Source organism: Nocardia sp. NPDC051832, assembly GCF_040681285.1.
Classification (GTDB): Bacteria; Actinomycetota; Actinomycetes; order Mycobacteriales; family Mycobacteriaceae; genus Nocardia.
In genome coordinates this window covers 419007-433247 of sequence record NZ_JBFAYL010000004.1, presented here as the reverse complement: position 1 = coordinate 433247, position 14241 = coordinate 419007, and the positions used below count along the sequence as shown (strand labels likewise).

Sequence of the window (14241 nt, the reverse complement as noted above, 5' to 3'; positions counted from 1 at the left end):
AGGAAGAAAACTCATGTCCGATCTGCCCTTCACGCCAGCCCCCGACAGCCGCGGCGTTACGCCCTGTCACCCCGAGCATCTCGTCCGCGAGTACCTCGAAAAGGGCTGGTGGCAACCGGAAACCATGGTCGACATTTTCGACACCTGGGTGCGGCAACGTCCCGATGCGGCGGCACTCACGGATCCGGCGAATCTCGCGGCGCTCACGGGTGCGCTCCCGGAGGAGCTGACTTGGCGGCAGTTGCACGAGCGCGTCGAACACACCGCGGCAGCCTTGTTCGCCAACGGGATTCGGCAGGGTGACGTGGTCGCCGTGCTGGTACCGAACTCGGTGGCGCTGGTGGCGAGCTACTTGGCGCTGTGGCGGCTTGGTGCGGTGGCCACGCCGATGCCGGTCTCCTATCGCGGCCACGAGATCTCCACCATCGTCGCCGCCTCGGGCGCGGTCGCGATCATCACGGTCGACAAATTGCAGGATCGTACGCTCGCGCAGGAGGTTTCGAGTCTCGGGCTGCGCGCCGTCTGCACCTTCACTCCGGGCGCTCCGGCGAGCCTGCACCCAGACACCGCCGTCGATCTCGGCGCGCTCCGGGAATATCTCGCGGCTCTGGAGATCACCATCAACGACCGCGTCACCATCTGCTGGACCAGCGGCACCGAGGCCGCCCCGAAAGGCGTGCCGCGTTGCCATGGCGACTGGCTCGCCATCGGCTGGGGTCCGCAGGAAGGCTTGGAGACCAGCACCGACTCGGTGATCCTGAACCCGTTCCCGCTGGTGAACATGGCCGGTTTCGCGGGCTCGCTGCTGCCCTGGCTGCTCGGCGGCGGTCACCTGGTGCAACATCATCCACTTGATCTGCCGGTGTTCCTCGGCCAGATCCAGAAGTACGGCGTCACCCACACCTCCATGCCGCCGGCCTTGCTGACCATGTTGTTGCAGCGTGCGGATCTGCGTGGTCTGGCCGACCTGTCCTCCTTGCAGAAGGTGGGCTCGGGTGGCGCGCCGCTGCCGCCGAGCGTGGTGCGCGACTGGCAGGAACAGTTCGGCATCGCGGTCCTGAACTTCTTCGGCTCCAACGAAGGCGTGTGCCTGATGGGCGCTCCGGCCGACATCCCCGACCCGGTGGTGCGCGCCCAGCATCTGCCCAACTACAGCACCCGAACTCGGGCCTGGGCCTCTCGCCTGGCGGCCAACACCGCGGTGCGACTGGTGGATCCGGCCACCGGCGCACCGGTCCACGCCGTGGGCGCGCAAGGCGAGCTGCGCCTGAAGGGGCCCAGCGTCTTCGGCGGCTATCTGCCCGGCACGGCGGCGAGCACCCCCTTCGATGCGGACGGATATCTGTGCAGCGGCGACGTTTTCGAGCTGTGTGGTGCGGACGGGCAATACCTGCGTTTTGTCGACCGGATCAAGGAGATCATCATTCGCGGCGGCATGAACATCGCGCCGGCCGAGATCGAGGGTTTGCTGCAGGATCATCCGGCCATCGCCGAGGTCGCCGTCGTAGGTTTCCCGGATGCCGTGCTCGGTGAGAAATGTTGTGCGATAGTCGTCCCCAAGCCGGGGGCGAGCATCACCCTCGGCGAGGTCACCGACCATCTGCGTGCCCGCGACATCGCCTCGTTCAAACTGCCCGAACGGCTGGAACTCGCCTCGGCGCTGCCACGCAACCCGGTCGGCAAGATCCTGCGCCGGCAACTCCGGGATGAACTATTAGAACAAGGCTGATCGGCGCGGTTTCGGTAGTCCAACGTAGGGGAATGACCGGCACTGCCGTTCCCATTGCGAGGAGTATCGATGTCTACCGACGCGATTGTTTTGCTGCGCGAAGATCACGAGGCGCTACGGACACTGTTCCGCGATTTCGAGAAAGCGGGCCCGACCGCTTACAAGACCAAAAAGCAGTTGATCGAGCAAATCATCGAACTGCTCACGGTCCATACGTATATCGAGAACGAGTGCATGTATCCCGAGGTCCGGGAGCTGGCGCCGGGCTTGGAGCAGGACATCCTGGAGTCGTTCGAGGAGCATCACATCGCCGAGGTCTTGATCGCCGAATTGGCCGCCATGAACCCGGAGGACGAGCGATTCGCCGCCAAGGCGACCGTTCTGATCGACAATGTCGATCAGCACATCGACGAGGAAGAGAACGAATGGTTTCCCAAGGTGCGAGAACATCTGGGGCGTAAGCAACTCCAGGAAATAGGAGCTCGGATGCTGGAACTGAGAGTAAAGGCGCCGAAGTCACCCGCACAGCCTTCGGCAAGGTAGCAGACGGTGGCAACAGGGGTTGCGAGTCAGACCACGCTGCGGCGGGTGGGCTGGCCGTTGCGGCCCATCACCTGTTCCCACCAGGACTCCAGGGGACTGGGGTCGGGCCAGACGATGGGAGTTTCGGAGTCCGCTTCGGCGGACGTTTGGCGCGAGGTTGCGGTAGTGCTGCGGTCGTCGAGAATGGCCACGATCTGAATTCCTCCGAGTGTTGAACTTCTCAGATGTGAACGGCGGCAGTAATTCCCGCGCCGTGCGGGCCCAAACGCCAAAGAACGAAGGGATATTCGTCGTCGGGAAGGAGCGGCCGGTGAGGGTCGATCAGGGTCGTACTCGGCGGCGCCCTACGCTCGTGCGATCCGCTCGGCAAGCGGTACGACATCATTGTCGGATTCGGCGCCGAGAACCGGCACCTGCAGGTCAGCCTAGTCGCCTTTACTCGCTCTTGGGATGATATCGGGCGCGGGTGTCGCGCGCGCCCGGGCGAGCCGGGTGATGCTCGGACGTTGCCGGGGCGGGCGCTCAGGCGTCCATGACGTGTGGCAGCCCGCGCCGGAAACGGTCGGCGTCGAGCTGCTTGAGCGGTTCGAAAACCGGCAGCGAGACCAGCGGGTGGATGGTGACCCGCGGGGCCGGGTCGCCGGCCGCGTCGAGGACGGCGTTGGTGATCGCGCGGCCGGATTCGTTGGCGCTCTCCATCGTCGCCAAGTCGATGTGCGAGCGCACATGGTCGCCGCCGAAGAAGAGGTTGGGGATCGCGCAGTGCGCGTGCGGGCGTTTGTCGTAGGAGCCGACGGTGTTGACCAGCAGCGGGGTTTCGTTGTGGATGCCGCCGCCGGACCAGGAGACGCCGGGGTCGAGGTGCCAGAAGTGGATGTCCGCATCGTGCAGCCAGCCGGTGCCGGTGTTGAGCCAGCGTTTGAGCTGCGCCCATACCTCGGCGGCGATTTCCTCGGCAGTGCAGTCCTTGGCGGTCCTGCCGTAGAGGATGCCGGGCGAATCCCAGTCCGAGACGTCCACCGACAGGCATTCCCGCACGGTGCCGTCGCCGTAGCGAGCGGCGAAGTCGCCGCGCCACATCGGCGCCTGACGCAATGCCGTGAGGGCCCAGGGCGTCCCGAGCGCGGCGATGTGTCCCTGCGGGAGCCGGGTCGGCTGCCGCAGGTAGTACTGAATGCCGACCATCCAGTCGGTGATCAACTCCGACATGCCCGCCAGGTGCGGATCGGCGTCGAGAATGTCGCCGCTCAGCAGGGGAGTGGTCTTGTCGACCGGCATGGCACAGACGTACCAGTCGGCCCGCACCGTGCTCGTGCCGCCGGCGCCCGTGACGGTCACTCCGGCGATCACGCCGTTTCGTAGCTGGAGCCGGGTCGCGCGCCGGCCCATGACGAAGACCACACCGCGAGAACGTAGATACGTGACCCACGGATCGATCCACGCCTCGTTCGTGGGTCCGCTCAGAATCCGGTCGATGCCGCCGCTGAATTGCGGGATCAGGCCGGTTCCGGCCAGCACCAGCGCTTCGCCGATGGTCCCGATGGTGCGCGCCGAACTCAGGTGCGGTTTCGCGGCGACGGTGATCCGGGTCAGCGCGCTCACCAGGTACTCGCGGTACGCGGCGGACTTGCCGTCGGCCTGCAGCATCGCCTCCCAGGTCACGTACTCCCATTGGCCGTAACGACGTTCGTTCGAGGAGGTGAACCACAGCGCGATCTGCCGGGCGAAGAAAGCCAGCTCCAGCGGGGGCAGCTGCGGGATGAAGCCGAACGCCGTGATGATGGCCGTCTGGAGCAGTTCCGGGGTGAGGTGCCGCAGACCGGTCAGCTCGACCGGCGTGAAAATCGGTGGCAGGTCCCGAAATCCGGCGATCGCGCCGTCGACCCGGACCAGATTGCCGGCGACGCCGTTGGCATTGCCGGGGAACGGGATCCGGCTCATCGTCTCCGGAATGTTCTGGTAGCAGCCGGGAAAGAACCGGAAGCCGTGTTCGCCGGGCAGGTCCGCGCGGCCGCCGGTCCCGGTGCCGGGCACGCCCATGCTGCGGGCCTTGCCGCCGAGGTAGGACGGCTCGTAAACGGTTACCTCGTAACCCCTTTCGATCAGCTCGTGCGCGGCCGACAGTCCGGCGACGCCGCCGCCGAAGATCGCGACCGATCGGCCGCTGCTGTGCAGGGCGGGCGTTTGCCGCAGCGGTCCGGCTTGTGCCTGTCCCGCGAACAAGCCGGTGGTCGTGCCCATGATCAGCGCACCGCGAAGCAGGTCGCGTCTGGTCAGGCCGGACGCGGGTCGGGGATCGTGCATGTCTAGCTCCTGGAGAGGGGGCCGTACGCCTGCGCGGATGGTCGGGGTGCGGGCGCGGGAGCGGGGGAGGGCGGAATCGCCTGGGCGGCAGCGCGGGCCTGGAGCCATTCGGCGGCGGCGTCGCGGAGCTCTTGGCCCAGGTTGACCAGCACGGTGGCGGGCGCGCCGCGTAGCAAGGCACGCGCCGTCAGCGCGGTGACACGGGCCGGGGTCAGGAGCTGTTTGGGTGTTGTGGTGCGGGAGAAGATCTCGGTGGCGGCCAGGGCCAGCGCGGGCTGGTGCTGGGCGGCGCGATACAGCTCGATCTCCAAGGGCCGCATCGGTTCCGCGCGGGCCAGGCGATTGGTCCACTGGTACATGTCCAGGCATTCGGCGGCGCGGCGGCGTTCCCAGTCGAGCAGCGCGCGGTCGAGAGCGACCGGGTCGTCCAGGACCGGTGCGACCGCCGCACCGAGCAGCCGGCCGTAGCGCAGGGCATCTCGAATGCCTTGGGCGGTAACGGGATCCTTGAAATGGCCGGAGTCCCCGGGCAGGGCCCAGCCCGGGCCGGCGGAGCGGCGGAAGTAGGAGACGATGCCGGTCGCGGCGCGTACCCGGCCGACCCGAGTGCAACCCGCCAGCCGGTCCGCGAGCGCGGGAAGACGCTCGATCGCCGCCAGATACCGGGCTTCGGCGCGGCCGGGTCCTGGTTCGGCGGATTCGGCGGGCGGTTGCACCAGGCTGAGCAGCAGCCCGTCGTCGCAGGGGAAGGCGGTGCCCAGGTCCGCGCCCGCACGCCACTGGGCCGCGACATGGCGCTCGGCGGGATTCGCGTCGCGCCAATAGGCGAAGTAGCAGTCCCGGCCGCTTGGTGTGCTGAGGTAGGGCCGGTCGGCGCCGACCAGCCGGGCGACGGTACTGCGTCGTCCGTCCGCGCCGATCACCAGCGGTGCCCGCAGTTCCACGGTGGCGCCGGAGCGGTCGGTGTATCGGACGCCGGCGACGCGTCCACTGTCCCGGACGATCTCGGTGACCTTCGCGCGTTCGCGGATCTCGGCGCCCGCCGCTCGGGCGGCCCGCACCAGTGCGTCGTCCAGCCCGGGTCTGCGCACGCACAACGCGTAATCGATGCCCTCGACCGGACTGAACGGCGAGGTGACGCAGAACCCCGAGCCGCCCGCCCGCGCGCGGGTCAGGTGCGGTGCGCCGAGGCGCTCGACGAGCGCGGCGGCGCCCAGCGGCCGCAGCTCCGCGACCCCCGCGGGCCACAGCAGATGCGTCGACACCGTGTCGGACGGGAAACGCGCGCTGTCCACGGCGATTACTCGCCGTCCGGCCCGCGCCAATGCGATCGCGGCGGCCGATCCGGCGCAGCGGGCGCCGACCACGATCGCGTCGACCTGCTCGGCTGTCATGACACCGGGCCCGCGTCGAATTGCCTTGCGGTGGCTGAATATTCGATCATGATTGCCCTCGGTCACTATGTCTCGGACACTGTGTCCGATAGTGAGCGCACCGCGGCCGAATGTCAACACCTGTCTGGGTCAGATGTGGCTGCCGTGGGGTGCGGAAGGCGAAGGAGCACAATGGCATCCATGGCGGACTCGACACCGGACCTCCGATGCCCTCGCTGACCCGCGCCGCGCGCCCCGCCCGCCCGGCGGACGACGAGCGCCGCGCCGACCTGGAGCGGCGCGTCCTCGGCGCGCTCGAACAACTGCTGGCCGAAGGCATTCCATTCACCGAGATCGCGGTGCAGCGCATCGCCGCCACCGCGCAGATCGCGCGCTCGACCTTCTATCGCTACTTCCCGGACAAGAGCCGGCTGCTGATCCGCATGGCCGAACTGGCCACCACCGATCTGTTCGGCGCGGCCGAATTATGGTGGCGCGCAGACCACACCGACCAGCAAGCCGGTGTGGTCGCGGCGGTGCGCGCGATGATCGCGGGTTTCCGCGAGCATCGCTATCTGCTGCTGGCGCTGAGCGAGGTGTCCGCCTACGACCGGGATGTCGGCGCGTACTGGCGGACGCGGGTGGCCCTGTTCATCGGACTGGTGCGCGAGCGGCTCGAAGCCGACCAGCGCAGTGGCCAGGTCAGCGCCGAATTGGACGCCGCCGCAACGGCACTCGTACTGACTTCGATGGTGGAGCGCACCATCACGGTGAACTTCTCCGCCGAGGCCGCGGTGACCGACGAGGTCCTCGCCGCGGCGCTCGGTCGCGCCATCTGGCTCACGGTCTACGGTGACACGTCCGCGTGAGCAGGGCGTTATGCCTTGTGCGGCAGGATGTTCAGAACTAGTGCGAGGCCGATCGCGAGACTGGCGCACGCTGCGAGGGTAATGCCGGTTGACCGCGTGATGGCGGCGATCCCAGCCGAGAAGGCCAGGCACGTCGAAGATGCCAGAACTGCGGTCCCCGGTTCCATACCGGCTATCCGGGTAGGTCGGTGGTCCGTCATGATCTTCGGGTACCCACCTCCCGCCGTTATGAAACCGTGATGGCGTATCGGGGACATCGGCGCAGGTACTAGGCTCAGCTGCCAAACAGGTGATCCGGCCGTGATGGTCCGGACCGGAGAAGCGGGTCGAAATGGACGAGATCGTGACCGCCGGAGTGCGCGAACAGCGGGACATGCTGGACCGAGGCGAGGTCTCGGCCGTCGAACTGGTCGAGGCGACGCTGCACCGGATCGGCGAGTCCGACCTCAACGCGTTCAGCACCGTGCTGCGCGACCGGGCGCGAGCCGAAGCCGCGGACCGCGACCGGGAACGCGCCGCGGGCACGGACCTGGGCCCGCTGCACGGCATCCCGATCGCGGTGAAGGAAGAACTCGACCTGACCGGCGAGGTCACCACCTTCGGCACCCGCGCCAACCATCGGCCGGCCACCGCGGATTCCGAGGTGGTGCGGCGGCTGCGGGCGGCCGGCGCGGTGATCGTCGGCAAGACGGCGATGCCGGAATTCGGGCAGTGGCCGTTCACCGAATCCAGCACCTATGGCGTCACCCGGAACCCGTGGGACCGCACCCGTTCCACCGGCGGCTCCAGCGGTGGTTCCGCGGCGGCGGTGGCGGCTGGGCTGGTGCCGGTCGCGATCGGCGGCGACGGCGGTGGCTCGATCCGCATTCCGGCGGCCTGCTGCGGCCTCTTCGGCTTGAAAACCCAGCGTGGCCGCGTATCGACCGCGCCGCACCCGCACCTATGGTGGGCGCTGGGTGTGGTCGGTCCGCTGACGCGCACCGTCTACGACAGCGCCCTTGTCTACGACGTGATCCGCGGCAGCACCCCCGGCGACCGCTTCCACGCCCCGGACCCGATCATGTCCTTCGTCGCGGCGGCAGGTCGCCCGAGCACCGGCCTGCGCATCGGCTACAGCACGAAATCGCCGGTGCCCCTGGCGAAACCGGACCCCCAGCATGTGCAGTCCGTCCTGGACACCGCCGAACTGCTCGCGAGCCTGGGCCATTCGGTCTTCGAGATCGACCCGCACTACCCGGACCCCACCTCGGCCTTCCTCCCGCAGTTCTTCGGCGGCGTCCGCGCCGAGGCCGAACTCGTCGACAACCCGAAACTGCTGGAACGCCGCACCCGCGAAACGGTCGCCCTCGGCGCCTGGGCTCGCCGCCCGGTCGTCGAACGCGCCATCCGCCACGGAGAAGCACTGGCCCGCAAGGTAGATCGCGTCTTCGAGACCTGCGACCTCCTGCTCACCCCCACCATCGCCATCCGCCCGCCCCGCGTCGGCGTCCTCGACGGCGCGGGCAGCGTCCGCGCCCTCCTGCGCTCCATGCCGATGGCCGCCTACACCGGCATGTGGAACGTCACCGGCCACCCGGCCGCGTCCATACCCACCGGCGTGGGCACCGACGGCTTACCCCTGTCGGTCCAGCTCATCGGCCCCGCCAACGGCGAAACCACGATCCTCTCAGTGGCCGCCCAAGTGGAAGACGCGCGCCCGCAACCCCGTCCGTTCTGATCAGAGCATGCCGGGGTCCGGCAGTAGCTCGCGAATCAGTTCCTCGACGCGCTTCCGGATCTCGTCACGGATGGGCCGCACCGCCTCGACACCCTGGCCCGCCGGGTCGTCGAGCACCCAATCGCGGTAGCTGACGCCGGGAAAATACGGGCAGGCATCCCCGCAGCCCATGGTGATCACCACGTCGGAGGTCTGCACCGCGTCGGCCGTCAGGATCTTCGGTGACTGATCGCCGATGTCGATGCCGAGTTCCGACATCGCTTGTACGGCGGCAGGGTTCACCGACTCGGCCGGCGCACTGCCGGCCGACCGGACCTCGATCCGATCGCCGGCGAGGTGGGTCAGGAAGCCTTGGGCCATCTGCGAGCGGCCGGCGTTGTGGACGCAGACGAACAAGACACTGGGTTTGGCGGCCATGGCGGAGCGCCTTTCGTGAGAGCGGCTCAGTGGTGTGTGGGTTGGTCGTGGCCGACCACGACCTCGCCCGCGTGGTCGCCGGTGTCGGGATAGAGCACGGTGATCAAGGCCAAACCGGCCGCGGCGCCCAGGAGTTGGGCGGCGATGAAGGCGGGGGCCGAGGTCGGGGCGATGCCGGCGAAGGTGTCGGTGAACACGCGGCCGATGGTGACGGCGGGGTTGGCGAAGGAGGTGGAGCTGGTGAACCAGTAGGCGGCGCCGATCCAGGCGGCGACCGCGGTCGCCGACAACGCGGCGCGGCCGGTGCGAGCCAGGGCGAAGATCACCATGATCAGGCCCGCGGTGGCGACGAATTCGCCGATCAGGTGGCCGCTGGTGATGCGGTGGTGGGTGGAGAGTTGCAGGGCGGGCTGGTCGAACATGGCGTTGGCCAGGATCGCGCCGAGGATCGCGCCGCTGATCTGCGCGGCGAGGTAGGACGCGAGTTCGGCGGGGGTCAGGCCGGCGCCGCGACGGCCCGCGAGCCAGTCGGCGGCCGAGACGACCGGGTTGAAGTGCGCGCCGGAGATCGGGCCGAATACCAGGATCAAGACGGCCAAGCCGAACACGGTGGCCGTCGAGTTCTCCAGGAGTTGGAGGCCGACATCACCGGCCGAAAGCTGCTGGGCGGCAATGCCTGAGCCGACCACTATCGCTACGAGCAGCGCCGTGCCGGTGAACTCGGCGAGCGCCCGGCGGGCGAGAACGCTCACGGGGCAACGCCGGTCGGAAGCGTCGTGTCGAGCAGCCGTGACAACTGTGCCAGCGCGGCCGGCCGCACACGGTAGTAGACCCAGGTGCCGCGCCGCTCACTGGCGAGCAACCCGGCTTCCCGCAGCACCTTCAGGTGGTGCGAGATCGTCGGCTGGGTCAAATCGATACCCTCGGAGAGTTCGCAAACGCAAGCCTCGCCCCCCATGCGGCCGGCGATGGCACTGAGCAAACGCAACCGGACCGGATCCGAGAGCGCCTTGAACGCACCGGCCAGCTCGGTAGCCGCTGCGACGGTAAGAGGCTCGCGCACCAGTGGTGCCGGCGAACAACCCTGCGCAGGCGTCACCGAGAGTTCCGACTTAGACATGCGTCTATATTGACGTATATCGAATCAGACGCACAAGCAAACAGCTGGTGAACCCGGTCAGTTCACCCCGGAGCGGCGTTCGATGTTCGGGCGCGGCGGGTCCCTACGATGCGTACATGACCGTGCACGGGACCGGTGGGTGGACTTGGCGGCATCGGATGACGCCCCGGAGTCCGGACGAGCAGCACCGGGCGGCGACGCCGATGGAGCTGCTGCTGGATCTGTGCTTCGTGGTCGCGGTGGCCCAGGTCGCGTTGCGGCTGGAGCACGCGCTGGCCGAGGGGCATTTCGCGGCGGGGATACCGAGCTACTTCATGGTGTTCTTCGCGATCTGGTGGGCGTGGATGAACTTCAGCTGGTTCGCCTCGGCGTTCGACACCGACGATGTGCCGTATCGGCTGTCCACCTTGCTGGTGATGACCGGTGTGCTGATCCTCGCGGCGGGCGTGCCGCGCGCGTTCGACGACGGCGACTTCGGCATCGTGTTCCTCGGTTACCTGGTGATGCGCGTCGGGTTGGTCGCCCAGCAGTTGCGCGCCTCGGCATCGCATCCGAAGGCTCGGGCCACCATGCTGCGCTATGTGGCCGGGGAGTCGCTGGCGATGGTCGGGTGGGCCGTGGTCGTCTTCGGGCTGCCCGAGCGGTGGCGGATGTGGGGATTCCTGGCGATGGTCGTCGCCGAACTGCTGGTGCCGCTGTGGGCGGATCGGGCCTGGCGGATGCCCTGGCATCCGCACCACATCGCCGAACGCTACGGGCTGCTCACCATCATCGTGCTCGGCGAGACGATCCTGTCGGCCACCAACGCGTTCCGGGATGCGCTGTCCTCGGCGGTGAACACCGAACTGCTGTTCATCGCGGCGGGCGGGTTGCTCATCGTGTTCGCCATGTGGTGGGTGTATTTCTCGATGAACGCCGGTGAACTGCTTGCGACGACCACCGCGCCGTTCCTGTGGGGTTACGGTCACTACGTGATCTTCGCGGCGGGCGCCGCGGTCGGCGCGGGGCTTTCGGTCAACATCGCACAGGTTGAGCACCACACCGTTTTGTCCACGACGCAGGCGGGTTTGGCGGTCACCATCCCCGTGTTCTGCTACCTGCTGGTGGTGTGGTGGCTGATGGTCCGGCCGCACGGCGCGAACGCGCCGTACGCCTGGACCATGCCGTTGCTCGGATCGCTCATCCTGGCGGCGAGTTTTACGCCGTACCCCGTGCCGTTGGCCGGTGTGCTGATGGCTCTGCTCATCGCCGTGAGCATCTACGCGCACTCGCACCGGCCGGCGACCGACTGACCGTCAGAGCGGCCGTTCGGCCCGTGCCGGCTTCAAACCGTATGGCGCGGGATGGATTTGGCGCGTGAAGTCCATGACTTCCACCGCCCTCGGGTGCAGCCGCAGCAGCACGAAGTCACCGCCGTCCGGTCCGTCGGGGAAGAAGATCTCGTAGCCGTCCTGCCACTTGGCGTGCAATTCCGCTGCGTCGTCGACGATTTCGGCCGTGCCGTACAGGCAGGTGTAGGCCAGCGTTGGCCGATCCTCGACGGCGTAGGTGACCTCCGGTTGTGACGAAATATCGACTGCCTTGCGTGATTTCGGGCTTGTCCCGATCCACACCGTCCCGTCCGCGTCGACCTGCATCGTCTGTACCAGGCGGGTTCGCGGCGTGCCCTCGACCACTGTGGTCAGAAACCCGTACTTGCTGGATCGCACGATTTCCGTTGCGACACCGAACAGTTCGTCGGACATGTGTCATCTCCCTACCCGATATAGTTGATTCGTTCTATATAAAGTGAACGTACTACATTGATGGGCGTGACTGTCAAGACGACCTGTCGGTCTGCGGCTACCAGATCAGGGTGCGATTACCGGCTCGGACGCGGCTGAAGAACCGGGGCGGCAGGCCGGGGCCGGTGTGGTTGTAGCTGCCGAGGATGTCGGCCAGCTCGGTGGCGAGGGATTGCAGCGCGGGGCTGGGGGTTTCGGTGATGTCGGTCCAACCCCAGGCGGGTGGGATGGCATCGATGGTGATTTCGATGGCGCCGGGATCGGGAGTGTCGACGGTGAAGGTGAGTTCGGCGGGGGCGTCGGCGAGCGGGTCGGCCGCGGCCAGGTCGCCAGGGGAACCTGGGGCGGTGCGGACGGCACGCGCCAGGGCGATGTCGTCCCGGATCATCTCGGCGATGGTCGAGAGGTCGGCGTGTTTGCCGGGGCGGCGGTGCCGCTCGCCGTAGGTCCGGCCGGAATCGCCGGATTCGGCGCTGGTTTTGGCCAGGATGCGGTCGAGCATCCGCTGCGCGGCGGCGCGCTCGTTGGCGCCGGTGCGGGGGTGCTCGATCAGGGTGCGCAGGCGGGCGATTCGCTGGAACGGAGTGGTGGTCATCAGGTGCCACTGTGGCAGATTCCGGGCGGCAGTGGGAGAGCAGTGGTGAGTAGCCATTACGGGGGTGGGATGCCAGGTCAGCCAGGGTGCGCGGGGCAGGCGGGGGAACGGCGGTTACGGGCCGCCGCAGGGCTATCCGGGGTATCCGCCGCTACCGCGTAAGAGCCGCGGGCCGATCGTGATCGTCGTCCATAGTGTCACTTCGTGCACACGGTCGGGGGTCGGTGTCAATTGTGCTGGGGTACGGGGAAAGTCAGCGCGACGGTGAGGCCCGAAGGTTCGGTGCGGTGCGTGGTCACGGCGATGCCGTGCGTCTGAGCGACGCGCGCGACGATGGCGAGCCCTAGTCCCGAGCCGGGGACCGCGGAGACATCGGGGGAGCGGTAGAAGCGGTCGAAGATCCTGGACGCGTCGGCGTCGGCGATGCCGGGACCGTGGTCGGCGATCGACAGCGTCTGATCGCGGAGCGAGATAACCACCGGTGGCGCACCGTATTTCAGGGCGTTGTCGAGGAGATTGGTGAGCAGGCTCAGTAGGTGCGTGCGGTTGGCGTAGACGTCGAGCGGGGGTAGATCGCGCTCGATGTGGGCGTGCGGGTAGCGCGCGACGGCCTGTTCGACCACGTCCTCGAGCGGGAGGAGTTCGCGGTCGGGGCGCAGACCGGCCTCATCGATCCGGGCCAGGTCCAGCAGGTTGGTGACGAGCTCGGTCATGTTGTCGATGCCGGAGCGCATCCGGGCTCGCGCGCGCTCGGCGCTGACTTCGGGAAGTCCCGCGGCGCTGAGGAGTTCGACGTCGGAGCGCAGCGCGGTGAGCGGGGTACGCAACTCGTGGGAGGCGTCGGCAACCAGCTGGCGTTGTGCGGCTTGCGCTTTGCCGAGCGCGGCGAGCATGTCGTTGAAACTGGTCGAAAGGTCGGCGAGTTCGTCGTTGCCGTGGACCGGGAGGTGCTCGTCCGGGTCGGCGGTGCGCGCAACCCTGCGCGCGACGGCGGCGACATTCCCGAGGGGGCGCAGACCGATCCGCGTCACCAGGTATCCCGCGGTGCAGGCCAGGGCAACGGCGGCCAGCACACCCAGCGCCAGTACCTGGGCATAGGTGCGGATACTCGCCGACATGCTGTCGGTGCGTGTCCAAACCTGCACCGCCCGGCCGTCATCCACCGCCGAGGTCAGCACCCGGACGGGATACCCGCGATACTCGCGGTCCTCGAAGAGGCGACCAGTTCCGTTCCGGGCCACAGCTCGCTCCGGGTCGTTGATCGCCAGTGCCGCATCATCGGTTTCGGCAGCGGAATCGGTTGTGGCAGAGACAAATCGGCTACACGGTGGTGATGTCAGCCAGCGGCAGGTCCCGGCTTGCTCCGGAGTCCAGGTGTCGTGCTGCTCGGCACGAACCGTCGACGTCGCCGCCTGGACCAGCGTCTGGTCGACCTGCCGATGCACCTCCCGCTGAAACAACAAGAACGCGCCGACGGCCATCGCGGTAGCCAGCAAGGCTGCCGCGGTGGCAGCGAGGATCGCCACCCGCTGGCGTAAAGAGAAGCGCCGCAGTGTCATCGAAGCCGCCGAGGTGTGGATCCCGGCCGGAAGCCTGCCGGGATGACTGAGTTGGCGCTCGAGGCGGCTACGGCGCGGGCGCCTGTCCGGACGAAGGGTTTCGCGCCTGCGGCAAAGGCGGAGCTGGTACTCGCGAGAGTGGGAGGAGTGGTTCTTGGTGCGGTGCGGGGTGTGGTTCTTACCGGGGTGGCGGGTTTGGTGCCGCCGAGGGTGATGGCATTGGTTCCAGCG

General features: G+C 68.0%; 14 protein-coding genes. 5 read left to right on the top strand and 9 right to left on the bottom strand.

The window, feature by feature from the left end; translation table 11 throughout:
* The first annotated feature begins 13 nt into the window (after nt 1–13).
* Together AB0M14_RS27655 and AB0M14_RS27650 are read left to right on the top strand one after the other, a co-directional pair.
* A complete protein-coding gene (locus AB0M14_RS27655; protein ID WP_364999807.1) occupies nt 14–1729 on the top strand; it encodes a class I adenylate-forming enzyme family protein in 1716 nt (571 codons plus the stop codon).
* A 69-nt stretch (nt 1730–1798) separates the two neighbouring features.
* Nucleotides 1799–2272 carry a hemerythrin domain-containing protein gene (locus AB0M14_RS27650; protein WP_364999805.1) on the top strand — a complete coding sequence of 158 codons (474 nt, stop codon included), beginning with the start codon at nt 1799–1801 and terminating at the stop codon, nt 2270–2272.
* A 26-nt stretch (nt 2273–2298) separates the two neighbouring features.
* Here AB0M14_RS27650 and AB0M14_RS27645 read toward each other — a convergent pair whose 3' ends face one another.
* The 3 genes from AB0M14_RS27645 to AB0M14_RS27635 form a co-directional block, all read right to left on the bottom strand.
* Nucleotides 2299–2463, bottom strand: a complete 165-nt coding sequence (locus tag AB0M14_RS27645) for a hypothetical protein (RefSeq protein WP_364999804.1) — start codon at nt 2461–2463, stop codon at nt 2299–2301.
* Nucleotides 2464–2794: 331 nt separating this feature from the next.
* Nucleotides 2795–4576: an FAD-dependent oxidoreductase gene (locus tag AB0M14_RS27640; protein WP_364999802.1), complete on the bottom strand. Its 1782-nt coding sequence runs from the start codon at nt 4574–4576 to the stop codon at nt 2795–2797.
* Between the two features lie 2 nt (nt 4577–4578).
* Nucleotides 4579–5970 carry an FAD-dependent monooxygenase gene (locus tag AB0M14_RS27635; RefSeq protein WP_364999800.1) on the bottom strand — a complete coding sequence of 464 codons (1392 nt, stop codon included), beginning with the start codon at nt 5968–5970 and terminating at the stop codon, nt 4579–4581.
* A 149-nt stretch (nt 5971–6119) separates the two neighbouring features.
* Between AB0M14_RS27635 and AB0M14_RS27630 the strand changes: the two genes are divergently transcribed.
* Together AB0M14_RS27630 and AB0M14_RS27625 are read left to right on the top strand one after the other, a co-directional pair.
* On the top strand, nt 6120–6818 hold the full coding sequence (locus AB0M14_RS27630; protein WP_364999799.1) for a TetR/AcrR family transcriptional regulator: 699 nt from the start codon (nt 6120–6122) through the stop codon (nt 6816–6818).
* A 331-nt stretch (nt 6819–7149) separates the two neighbouring features.
* Nucleotides 7150–8535 carry an amidase gene (locus AB0M14_RS27625; protein ID WP_364999797.1) on the top strand — a complete coding sequence of 462 codons (1386 nt, stop codon included), beginning with the start codon at nt 7150–7152 and terminating at the stop codon, nt 8533–8535.
* Here the strand turns inward: AB0M14_RS27625 and AB0M14_RS27620 are convergent, their stop codons facing one another.
* Genes AB0M14_RS27620 through AB0M14_RS27610 form a run of 3 tightly spaced genes read right to left on the bottom strand, consistent with a single transcriptional unit; the run spans nt 8536 to nt 10072 of the window.
* Nucleotides 8536–8952, bottom strand: coding sequence for an arsenate reductase ArsC (locus AB0M14_RS27620; protein WP_364999795.1), 417 nt, complete (start codon nt 8950–8952; stop codon nt 8536–8538).
* A gap of 26 nt (nt 8953–8978) precedes the next feature.
* On the bottom strand, nt 8979–9704 hold the full coding sequence (locus AB0M14_RS27615) for an MIP/aquaporin family protein (RefSeq protein WP_364999793.1): 726 nt from the start codon (nt 9702–9704) through the stop codon (nt 8979–8981).
* Nucleotides 9701–10072 (bottom strand): metalloregulator ArsR/SmtB family transcription factor, encoded by a 372-nt coding sequence (locus AB0M14_RS27610; RefSeq protein WP_364999791.1) that lies wholly within the window; start codon nt 10070–10072, stop codon nt 9701–9703. The genes AB0M14_RS27615 and AB0M14_RS27610 overlap by 4 nt, the downstream gene beginning before the upstream one ends.
* A gap of 116 nt (nt 10073–10188) precedes the next feature.
* On the opposite strand from AB0M14_RS27610, the gene AB0M14_RS27605 reads away from it, so the two are divergent.
* Complete coding sequence (locus AB0M14_RS27605) at nt 10189–11364, top strand: low temperature requirement protein A (protein WP_364999789.1); 1176 nt, start codon at nt 10189–10191, stop codon at nt 11362–11364.
* Between the two features lie 3 nt (nt 11365–11367).
* Here AB0M14_RS27605 and AB0M14_RS27600 read toward each other — a convergent pair whose 3' ends face one another.
* The 3 genes from AB0M14_RS27600 to AB0M14_RS27590 all read right to left on the bottom strand — a co-directional run bounded on the left by AB0M14_RS27600 (nt 11368) and on the right by AB0M14_RS27590 (nt 14010).
* A complete protein-coding gene (locus AB0M14_RS27600) occupies nt 11368–11817 on the bottom strand; it encodes a pyridoxamine 5'-phosphate oxidase family protein (RefSeq protein ID WP_364999787.1) in 450 nt (149 codons plus the stop codon).
* Between the two features lie 97 nt (nt 11818–11914).
* On the bottom strand, nt 11915–12451 hold the full coding sequence (locus tag AB0M14_RS27595) for a hypothetical protein (protein WP_364999785.1): 537 nt from the start codon (nt 12449–12451) through the stop codon (nt 11915–11917).
* Between the two features lie 227 nt (nt 12452–12678).
* The gene (locus AB0M14_RS27590) at nt 12679–14010 is read right to left on the bottom strand and encodes a HAMP domain-containing sensor histidine kinase (protein ID WP_364999784.1); all 1332 of its coding nucleotides are present in this window, start codon (nt 14008–14010) and stop codon (nt 12679–12681) included.
* Between the last annotated feature and the right edge of the window lie 231 nt (nt 14011–14241).

Excerpts from the sequence above, each read along its gene's own strand:
- AB0M14_RS27650 (WP_364999805.1), top strand. The coding sequence starts at position 1,799 with ATGTCTACCGACGCGATTGTTTTGCTGCGCGAAGATCACGAGGCGCTA.
- AB0M14_RS27635 (WP_364999800.1), bottom strand. The coding sequence starts at position 5,970 with ATGACAGCCGAGCAGGTCGACGCGATCGTGGTCGGCGCCCGCTGCGCC.
- AB0M14_RS27610 (WP_364999791.1), bottom strand. The coding sequence starts at position 10,072 with ATGTCTAAGTCGGAACTCTCGGTGACGCCTGCGCAGGGTTGTTCGCCG.
- AB0M14_RS27655 (WP_364999807.1), top strand. The coding sequence starts at position 14 with ATGTCCGATCTGCCCTTCACGCCAGCCCCCGACAGCCGCGGCGTTACG.
- AB0M14_RS27620 (WP_364999795.1), bottom strand. The coding sequence starts at position 8,952 with ATGGCCGCCAAACCCAGTGTCTTGTTCGTCTGCGTCCACAACGCCGGC.
- AB0M14_RS27605 (WP_364999789.1), top strand. The coding sequence starts at position 10,189 with ATGACCGTGCACGGGACCGGTGGGTGGACTTGGCGGCATCGGATGACG.
- AB0M14_RS27600 (WP_364999787.1), bottom strand. The coding sequence starts at position 11,817 with ATGTCCGACGAACTGTTCGGTGTCGCAACGGAAATCGTGCGATCCAGC.
- AB0M14_RS27640 (WP_364999802.1), bottom strand. The coding sequence starts at position 4,576 with ATGCACGATCCCCGACCCGCGTCCGGCCTGACCAGACGCGACCTGCTT.
- AB0M14_RS27595 (WP_364999785.1), bottom strand. The coding sequence starts at position 12,451 with ATGACCACCACTCCGTTCCAGCGAATCGCCCGCCTGCGCACCCTGATC.
- AB0M14_RS27625 (WP_364999797.1), top strand. The coding sequence starts at position 7,150 with ATGGACGAGATCGTGACCGCCGGAGTGCGCGAACAGCGGGACATGCTG.
- AB0M14_RS27590 (WP_364999784.1), bottom strand. The coding sequence starts at position 14,010 with ATGACACTGCGGCGCTTCTCTTTACGCCAGCGGGTGGCGATCCTCGCT.